Annotated in this window: 1 protein-coding gene; it reads right to left on the reverse strand. The window is 52.5% G+C overall.

Features of this window, described 5'->3' with window-relative positions:
* Positions 1-63: 63 nt before the first annotated feature.
* On the reverse strand, positions 64-261 hold a 198-nt coding region (locus WD006_RS29335), incomplete at its 5' end, for an ATP-binding protein (protein WP_425648370.1).

The following is a 261-nucleotide window of genomic DNA, read 5'->3' on the forward strand; positions in this document are numbered from 1 at the left end:
TGTTGATTTGCACCGAATCCTGACCCACGATTTGCATCGAAAATTGACCCACCCCAAAAGCTGTTAGGTGTCGCTTTGTGCGGGCTGTTTTGCGGTGCGTTTCTCCTTTTTTGGTTGGGTGGTGCTGTGCTTGAAACGATAGCTATCGTTTCCGGTCTCCACAATGTGGCAGTGATGGGTAAGGCGGTCGAGCAGCGCAGTGGTCATCTTGGCATCCCCAAAGACACTGGACCATTCCCCGAAGCTGAGGTTGGTGGTGAT

The sequence above is a fragment of the Cupriavidus sp. Met-2 genome (assembly GCF_049843575.1).
Classification (GTDB): Bacteria; Pseudomonadota; Gammaproteobacteria; order Burkholderiales; family Burkholderiaceae; genus Cupriavidus; species Cupriavidus metallidurans.